The organism is Chitinophaga sp. (assembly GCF_036566945.1).
Lineage (GTDB): Bacteria > Bacteroidota > Bacteroidia > Chitinophagales > Chitinophagaceae > Chitinophaga.
This window is the reverse complement of the sequence record NZ_DATCVJ010000272.1, coordinates 1-8,449: the sequence shown is the minus strand read 5'-3', so window position 1 is coordinate 8,449 and position 8,449 is coordinate 1. Positions and strand designations below refer to the sequence as shown.

At 46.5% G+C, this 8,449-nt stretch carries 7 protein-coding genes; 1 reads left to right on the top strand and 6 read right to left on the bottom strand.

Annotation, left to right across the window (positions count from 1 at the left end; all coding sequences use genetic code 11):
• The 5 genes from VIP81_RS07975 to dprA form a co-directional block, all read right to left on the bottom strand.
• Positions 1-1,169, bottom strand: a 1,169-nt coding sequence (locus tag VIP81_RS07975) for a PKD domain-containing protein (protein WP_331958177.1), incomplete at its 3' end; no start/stop codon positions are given.
• A gap of 12 nt (positions 1,170-1,181) precedes the next feature.
• Complete coding sequence (locus tag VIP81_RS07970; RefSeq protein ID WP_331958175.1) at positions 1,182-1,979, bottom strand: alpha/beta hydrolase; 798 nt, start codon at positions 1,977-1,979, stop codon at positions 1,182-1,184.
• Positions 1,960-3,570: an apolipoprotein N-acyltransferase gene (gene lnt / locus VIP81_RS07965; RefSeq protein ID WP_331958173.1), complete on the bottom strand. Its 1,611-nt coding sequence runs from the start codon at positions 3,568-3,570 to the stop codon at positions 1,960-1,962. The genes VIP81_RS07970 and lnt overlap by 20 nt, the downstream gene beginning before the upstream one ends.
• A 164-nt stretch (positions 3,571-3,734) precedes the next feature.
• A complete protein-coding gene (guaB, locus tag VIP81_RS07960; protein ID WP_331958171.1) occupies positions 3,735-5,207 on the bottom strand; it encodes an IMP dehydrogenase in 1,473 nt (490 codons plus the stop codon).
• Positions 5,208-5,330: 123 nt separating this feature from the next.
• Positions 5,331-6,434 carry a DNA-processing protein DprA gene (dprA, locus tag VIP81_RS07955; protein WP_331958169.1) on the bottom strand — a complete coding sequence of 368 codons (1,104 nt, stop codon included), beginning with the start codon at positions 6,432-6,434 and terminating at the stop codon, positions 5,331-5,333.
• 98 nt (positions 6,435-6,532) lie between these two features.
• On the opposite strand from dprA, the gene VIP81_RS07950 reads away from it, so the two are divergent.
• Positions 6,533-7,333: a 5'-nucleotidase, lipoprotein e(P4) family gene (locus VIP81_RS07950; RefSeq protein ID WP_331958167.1), complete on the top strand. Its 801-nt coding sequence runs from the start codon at positions 6,533-6,535 to the stop codon at positions 7,331-7,333.
• Between the two features lie 281 nt (positions 7,334-7,614).
• Here the strand turns inward: VIP81_RS07950 and VIP81_RS07945 are convergent.
• The coding region (locus VIP81_RS07945) for an OmpA family protein (protein ID WP_331958165.1) at positions 7,615-8,449 on the bottom strand (835 nt) is incomplete at its 5' end.

Sequence of the window (8,449 nt, the reverse complement as noted above, 5' to 3'; positions counted from 1 at the left end):
AACGCCGGTTTTAATATCGGATACGCATATACGAGCGCAATAGCACTGTCACCACAATTACTGTTTTTATCTACCCACATTTTTACGGTATATAAACCTTCCTTTGCGTAAGTATGTGTGAAAGGATCCGCACTGGTCGTGTTCAGCGTAGTACCATCTCCAAAGTCCCAGAAGTAGGGTTTACCAAGTGTACTGTTATTGGTAAAGGTGACGGTTAAACTGCTGCAGTCGTTATATTTATCAGGCATAGAAGCCGTTACCTGTTTTACACAGGTAGTTACGTTAATATGAAAATCTTTACGCAGAACGCCGATCAGTTTACCCTTGCGATATTCATTTACACATACCGTCACCACATATTTGCCTGCTGCGGGAGCAATGCCCGAAATGATCCCGGTTTTGGGATCTATCTGCACAGTGGGTCCCAGCGGGCCGCCGCCACTAAAGGGAGCTTTGTAGGTAACAGAACTATACAATGGATTTGCTGCAGGAGGAGGCACATTGTCGTCGCCGGTGAGTGCTCCGCCTTTGAAGGCATTACAGAATTCATACACCAGCGAATCCTTGTCGGAATCTGATGCAGAGAAGTCATAGGTAAATTTTTTATCCGCACATACCAGCGTGGCTTCTTCCTTATTGAACAACGGGCTGGAGTTCTGTTGTGCCTCACTATTCAGTCCCGGGATGTCATTATAATACGTTGCACCGGTGCCATAATCAGGACTGTTGGGGATTGGGTCTGCTACTATATTTAGCATGAACGGATCGCGGCAGCAACTCTGAAAGGCAATCGTGTAGCCTTCGTTGTTGGAAGGAACGGTAATATTGGTGGTGTACGTGCCTATCTGGTAACAGATCACGGGAGGATTCACAATACAGGGATCTATCTGCGCCAGATTTTTTTCTTCAAAAGCCGTACGGGTTATTTTGTAGTCGGCCAGCCTGCTGTAATTACTTTTATCAAAAGCGGAAAGATAAACGGCATCCGGCATTTTGGCTATCCGGGGGCCCGTACCGCATATACGATATAATTTCAGGGTGATCGTATAGGTAAGCATGTTACCATTCTGGCTTACAAACTTATAGTATACCTGCCCACCTATTATATGACTGGCCTGCGCCACCAGGGCACACACCATGCATAACAGGATGGCAAGTAGTTTTTTCAAAACATGCGATTTTTATGATGATAGTTGACAAAATGCTATGAACTGCTCCAATATCACATTACTTTCTGTTGCTACTTCCCACATACCCATGTGGCCCACATTTTCAAAAATATGTATGCTGCTGACCCGCGGTAAAGTTATTTGCGGTAACACGTTATCCAGCGGCACTGCATTATCATCTTTCCCGATCATAAATAATACTGGTACCCGAAGGGCTTTCAGTACATCTGTTCTGTCCGGACGGGCAGCCATTGCCTCATAGTACGCTACCAGCGCCGGAAGCTGGCATTCCATGCCCATTTTTACATAGGCTTCTATTTCAGCCGGCAGTGTACTTTTGGTGGCAGGACTAAACATATTCGGCAATGTTTGCCGTAAAAATGTATCCGCCCCATATTGTTCCATTAGTTTAATGGATTTTCGTCTGCCTTCTTTTTTCTCCTCATTATCCGCTTTGGCAGTAGAATGAAAAAGTCCAAGTCCTTTCAACCCGGAAGGATATTTTTCTGCTAATGCCAGTGCAATATAGCCACCCATCGAGTGACCAATAATGACTGCATCAGAGATGTTTTCTGCTAACAGGATCGCATATACGTACTCCGCCATGGATTCAATGGTCAGTGGCGTGGAAAGCGGCACTACTGCGGTTCCCGGCAAGTCCGGAATGATGACGCGATAGCGGGTTTTAAGCTGCGTAGTTTGTATGTCCCAAAGTGCTGAATTTTCTGCAAAGCCATGTATAAGCACTATCGTTGCGCCCTGGCCCTCATCTAACCAGGTGATGTTTCCGTTATTGATTGATTTCCGCATGTTTTAAACCGGGAATGAATCGTGAAATAAAAGCATGTACAAGGAACAAGATACAAAATATTAATGCTGCTTTCGACACCAGATCTCCATTTTTTACATAGAACGTAATATCCGTCCTCGGTGTTACAGTTGCCTGAAAAACAGCTTGCTGCCAATAGGGCTGCGGTTGATGAATATTACCCGCCGGATCGATAACGGCTGATATACCGGTATTTGCGCAGCGTGCTATCCAACGTCGGGTTTCAATGGCACGTATCCGCGCATATTGCAAATGCTGCCGGTGACCTTCGGTATTGCCCCACCATCCGTCGTTGGTGATAATGACTAATAAATTGGCGCCGGGTTTAATATGCGAAGCCATATAATTACTAAACACTGATTCATAACAGATTACCGGAAACACGTTCACGCTGTCTGCCGGACTGGTAAACATTTCCACGCCGGGCATACGACCGTAGCTGCCTGAAATACCCCCGAAATCCAGCGCCACGCTTTGCATGAACGAGAGGTAACGCACGTAAGGGACCAGTTCTGCACCTGGTACCAGTTCGTATTTATGATATACCTGTATGCTTTTGGAAGTATCTATCTGCACAGCACTGTTATACGCATCCCAACGGGTGCCATCATTCAGCACTCTTGCGGTAGCAGGGATCTCGTCTGTGCTGCTGTAATGTTTGAGGGTAGCAGCGCCACTAATCAGTTTTGCTTTTGGGTATTTGCGCAGCATTTCCCGGATAGCTACCACCTCGGGCTGATAGTTCAACTCACTTTCCCAGGCGCCCTGTGGAAACAACGCGGTTTCCGGCCAGATAATATAACGGGTGTTACTGTCTGCTTTTTGTTCAGAAAGTTTCAAGAATTTCCCCAGTTGATCCATCGCAGATCCTGCACTGAATTTTTCATCATAGGGATCTATATTGGGTTGTACAATCACTACTTCCGTTTTCCGCGTGGGATCATCCGGTGTGGGCGCAATAAACGCAGAAATGATTAAGGGCACACCAATTACTACGGCCGGCTTCCATATTTCGCGTAAAATCTGTGGCCACGAAAAATCGTATAGGCGAGCCCGTTTCCACACGTTATAAATAAGAATATTGGCACATAACACCCAGAAGGTGCCACCGCTGGTACCGGTATATTCGTACCATTGAATCCATCCCGGGCGCAGTGCAAAAGCATGTCCCAGTACCAGCCATGGCCAGCTGAATTCCCAGGTTTGATGAATATATTCAAACGTTAACCAATATACGATCAAAGCAAAGTAAGCTACCGGTTCCGGTAATTTTCTCCGGGTATTTTTAAAGCCCAGCCAGGGAATGCTCATGAGTAATGCATTAAAGCAGTTGGCGAATACACCGCTCATAGGCAAGGTAGTATTACCTACCCACCAGGTAGAGGCTACGTTCCATACCAGGAAGGCACTGAAAACAAGTCCGAAATATTTCCAGCGATGCTGCACCTTTTCGCTGATATATAATAATGGGGTAAATGCAACGAAAATAAGCGGCGTAAGCGGCATTGTAGGCCATGCCAGCCAGAATATCAAACCACTCAGAATACTTAACAGCAGGTAAGGCTTTTTCATTAAAAAATTACGAATTACAAATTACGAGTTACGACGGATCACAGCGAAGATAAGCGTGGAATACCTGAAAACAAAAACGCCCGGCACTTTAGTACCAGGCGTTCGTTTTATCTTAATGTCAGCACCTCGCTTATCTTCGCTGTGATCCGTAATTCGTAATTCTTTTATCTGCTATAGTTAGGTGCTTCCTTGGTGATGACCACATCATGCGGGTGGTTTTCTTTTACAGTAGCTGCAGTAATTTTTACAAATTGTGCGGCCTGTAATGTTTTGATGTCTTTAGAACCGGTAAGACCCATACCTGCACGTAAGCCACCAACAAACTGCTGCACTATTTCAGACAGCATGCCTTTGTATGGAACACGGCCTACAATACCTTCCGGTACCAGTTTCTTAATATCATCTTCATCCTGGAAGTAACGGTCTTTACTACCTTCCTGCATGGCTTCAATAGAACCCATACCACGGTACGATTTAAATTTACGTCCTTCGTAGATGATAGTTTCTCCGGGGCTTTCTTCCACACCTGCGAAAATAGATCCGGCCATGATGGTAGAAGCACCTGCTGCGAGAGCTTTTACCATATCACCTGTATAACGGATACCACCATCTGCAATCACCGGGATACCCAGTTTCTTCAGTGCATCAGCAGCTTCCATTACAGCAGACAGCTGAGGGAAACCAGCGCCGGTTACAATACGGGTAGTACAGATAGAACCAGGTCCTACTCCTACTTTTACCGCATCAGCACCTGCCTGTGCCAGTGCCAGCGCACCTTCCGCAGTAGCTACGTTACCAGCAATCACCTGCAGTTTAGGGAAAGCTTTCTTTAATTTTTTCAGGTTGTTTAATACCGCAATAGAATGACCATGGGAGCTATCCAGGCAAACTACATCCACACCTACGTTAATAAGTGCCTGTGCGCGATCCAGCAGATCAGCGGTGATACCCAGTGCAGCACCTACGAGTAAACGGCCAAATTCGTCCTTTACAGCGTTTGGATAGCTGGTCAACTGCAGAATATCACGGTAAGTGATCAACCCTGCCAGTTTACCCTGTTTATTAACAACCGGTAATTTTTCGATTTTATATTGCTGGAGAATTTTTTCTGCCTTTTTCAGGTCAGTGCCTTCTGGTGCAGTGATCAGGTTTTCGCTGGTCATTACCTCTTTTACAAGGCGTTTTTTATTCTTTTCAAACCGTAAGTCTCTGTTGGTGAGGATACCTACCAGTTTATTGTTATCATCGATAATGGGAATGCCACCGATACCGTTTTCCTTCATCAGTCTTAACGCTTCACCGATAGTGGCGTCTACTTTGAGGGTTACGGGGTCTATGATCATACCGCTTTCACTACGCTTTACGCGTCTCACCATTTCGGCTTGTCGTTCGATGCTCATGTTCTTGTGGAGAATACCTATTCCGCCTTCTCTCGCCAATGCAATAGCCAGCGTGGCTTCCGTAACAGTATCCATCGCTGCAGATACCATTGGTATATTCAGACGTATGTTTTTTGTTAATTGCGTAGAGAGATTTACTTCTTTAGGCAGAACTTCAGAGTAGGCCGGTACCAGGAGCACATCATCGAATGTAAGTCCGTCAGCTACAAATTTGGGTTTAGATTTTCCCGCAGGCATGATGCAACTATTAATCAGTTAAAAAATAATTGCACGCAAATGTACACCTTATTACGCAATAAATAAAATAATCGCGGCTAGCCGGTAGGGCTAGCCTGTTAATTAATCATTAACAAACACCCGCTAAATCAGCTCGTAGAGCTGTCCGGGCAGGCTGCGAAGCATACTTTGCATTTCCAGGTTAAACACTGCGCTGGCCACCTGGCTACCTGATAAATGGGTTTGCAGGTATAATTCTTCCAGGTGCCGCCGCGACTTTTCCCGGAAAAGTGACATAATCAGCTGTTCATCCGGGGTTAATTCCGGGAACAGCCCGGGTTGTACCACATCTGGCGCGGCAGGCGGGGTTTCCTGCCAGCCCATCAGCTCCAGTACATCGGCCGCACCGGTGAGGAGCGCCGCTTTATTATTTTTGATCAGGTGATTGCAACCGGCCGACTGAGGATCATGCAACCTGCCGGGAATGCACATTACATCGCGGTTGTAGCCATTGGCCAGATCCGCAGTGATAAGGGAACCGCCCCGAAGCCCGCTCTCAATCACGATCGTAGCATCGCAGATGCCAGCTACAATCCGGTTGCGCTTGGGGAAATTCTGCTTGTCCGGCAGCGTCCGGCTCATAAAGTCGGTCAGCAGCCCTCCCTGCTCCAGCATTTCCACCGCCACCTGCTTATGCGCCGGCGGATAGATACGGTCCAGTCCATGTGCCAGCACACCAATGGTCGGCGTTTGCTCTTTTAAGGCAGTTTTATGGGCGATAATATCAATTCCATAAGCCAACCCGCTTACGATGGTAATGCCGGCGGCAGCGAGCTCCTTTACCAGCGTTTCACATACCGCCCGCCCGTAAGCAGAAGGATGCCGGGTGCCCACAATATTCACTATCCGGGATGGATTTAAGGTGGCATTGCCTTTATAGTACAGCATAGCTGGGCTGTCATAACAATGAAGCAGCCGCTGTGGGTATCCTGGATCGGTACAAAACAACGGCTGTATCCTGAATTTTTCCAGGAAGTCAATTTCCTCGGTAATAGGCGCGAAATCATGAAAATTGCAAAGCGCGGCCGCCCGGATGGTGCCCACCGTCTCAATTTTCTCCAATTCATATTTTTTGGCTTTGAATATGTTGCCGGCACTGCCAAAATGTTCCAGCAGCTTTTTAATGATTACATCGCCAATCAGGGGAATACGGGTTAATGCTATCTGATACATTAATTCCTGGGGCATAACAAACAATATTTTCGCATAATTTACAATTTTCTCATGGCACTTATTGTCGGTTCCATGAATTATTTTTGCAGCCACTAACGGATAATTTTATGAAGATGAAATGGCTATTGACAGGTGTGCTGATATTCGGATTGTTTGCCTGTAAAACTACCCAACCAGTAGCGGAAAAAAGCAGCGATACCACACTGATTCCGGGTGGTCCGGCCTGGGCTGCTTTGTGGCAGCAACAATCAGGCGAATACAAAGCCCTGTGCCTGCAGGCATATCAGCTGGCGGCATTAAGACTGGATCAATACCTCGCTGCTAAAGGCAGCAAACCGTTGGCCGTGGTAACAGATATCGATGAAACAGTACTGGACAACAGTCCCTACTCGGTACATCAGGCATTGGCCGGCAAAGGATATGATGATAAAAGCTGGATGGAGTGGACTGCCAAAGCCGCTGCGGATACGGTTCCCGGTGCTCCGGCATTTTTTAAGTATGCTGCTTCCAAAGGCGTAAAAGTATTTTATATTACCAACCGCGCAGAAAGTGAAAGAGCGGTAACCCTGCAAAACCTGCAGCAATACCAATTCCCGGATGCAGATGATCAGCACCTGTTGCTGAAAACAACTACCTCTGGTAAAGAACCCCGCAGACAACAAGTGCTACAGCAATATGATATCGTGATGTTGTTTGGCGACAACCTCGGTGACTTTGCCGCCATCTTCGATAAAAAACCGGCGGATGAAAGAAATGCTGCAGCGCTCCAATCCGCTGCCAGCTTCGGTAGTCGCTTCATTGTACTACCTAATCCGATGTACGGTGATTGGGAAGGCGCGTTGTATAACTTTCAATATAAGCTGACTCCTTCACAGAAGGACGCTATCATGAAAAGCAGGTTAAAAAAATACTAAATAGTAGTAATTTTTATCCGGTGCCTGATGGAGAGAAATTTCGTTTATGCGATTATTCTCAAGCCCATGAAATTGCACCTGATTCTTTCGTGATTACCCGGTACTGACGAAAATATAAAAAGGCCGCAAAGTGCAGGTAAATACTGCTTTGCGGCCTTTATGTTTTTGGGTTGGAAACATGTAGTACCCAATCGGGTGCCGTATTATTCCACGTTGAGATGGTATTCCTTACTTCACTTGGTCAGCTGCGATGCCCTGGCCATACCCGATTACAGGCGGCGTTACAAACTAATTATCCTAAACACCGTGCGTCTGTTTTCCCCTCGCCCTTCTTCGGTATCATTGGTAGCAATCGGATCCCTTTCGCCATAGCCTTTGGCCGCAAGACGAGCCGCTCCAATACCTTTCTCTGTTAAATATTTCACTACTGATTTGGCGCGGTTTTCAGAAAGTAGCTGATTGTCTTTATCTGTTCCTACATTATCTGTATATCCGGCAATTTCAATTTTAATAGTTGGATTATCCTGTAATAAATTAACCAGCTTATTCAGTTCGGTAACCGATGCAGGTTTCAGGGTGTATTGTTTGCTGTCGAAGAAGATATTATGCAATACTATGCTGGCATTGGCAGCGAGTGGTTGCAAAGGAATATTTTTTTCGAACGGCACACCCGGATTATGATCTTTCAGCGAAAAATTATCGGAGTAGAAGAGATAGCCTTTTCTATTTACGTGCATGGCGTAATCCTTTCCTACAGGCAATGGTGCGAGGTAATCGCCGTTGTCGTTGGTTTTTACGGTGGCGATGCTATAGCCGCCCTGCAGATCTATGATATCGATGCTGGTGGCTAAGCGTGCATGCGTGAGGGTATCATACACGAAACCTTTTACATACAGTGTTTGTTGTGGGCGGGCTTCCGGATACAGTTCAAACCGATATATATCGAGGGCGCCGCGCGTATCAGAACGATCGGAGGCGAAATAGGCGGTTTTACCATCGGCTTCCACTACCAGGGAGGCATCTTCATCGATGGTATTGATCGGGTAACCCAGGTTAGTGGCGGGGCCCCAGCTGCCATCCGATTGCCGGCGGGAATAGAAAATATCGAGTCCGCCA

Bases quoted from the DNA above. Each gene is read 5' to 3' on its own strand.
- VIP81_RS07970 (WP_331958175.1), bottom strand. From the start codon at position 1,979: ATGCGGAAATCAATCAATAACGGAAACATCACCTGGTTAGATGAGGGC.
- lnt (WP_331958173.1), bottom strand. From the start codon at position 3,570: ATGAAAAAGCCTTACCTGCTGTTAAGTATTCTGAGTGGTTTGATATTC.
- guaB (WP_331958171.1), bottom strand. From the start codon at position 5,207: ATGCCTGCGGGAAAATCTAAACCCAAATTTGTAGCTGACGGACTTACA.
- dprA (WP_331958169.1), bottom strand. From the start codon at position 6,434: ATGCCCCAGGAATTAATGTATCAGATAGCATTAACCCGTATTCCCCTG.
- VIP81_RS07950 (WP_331958167.1), top strand. From the start codon at position 6,533: ATGAAATGGCTATTGACAGGTGTGCTGATATTCGGATTGTTTGCCTGT.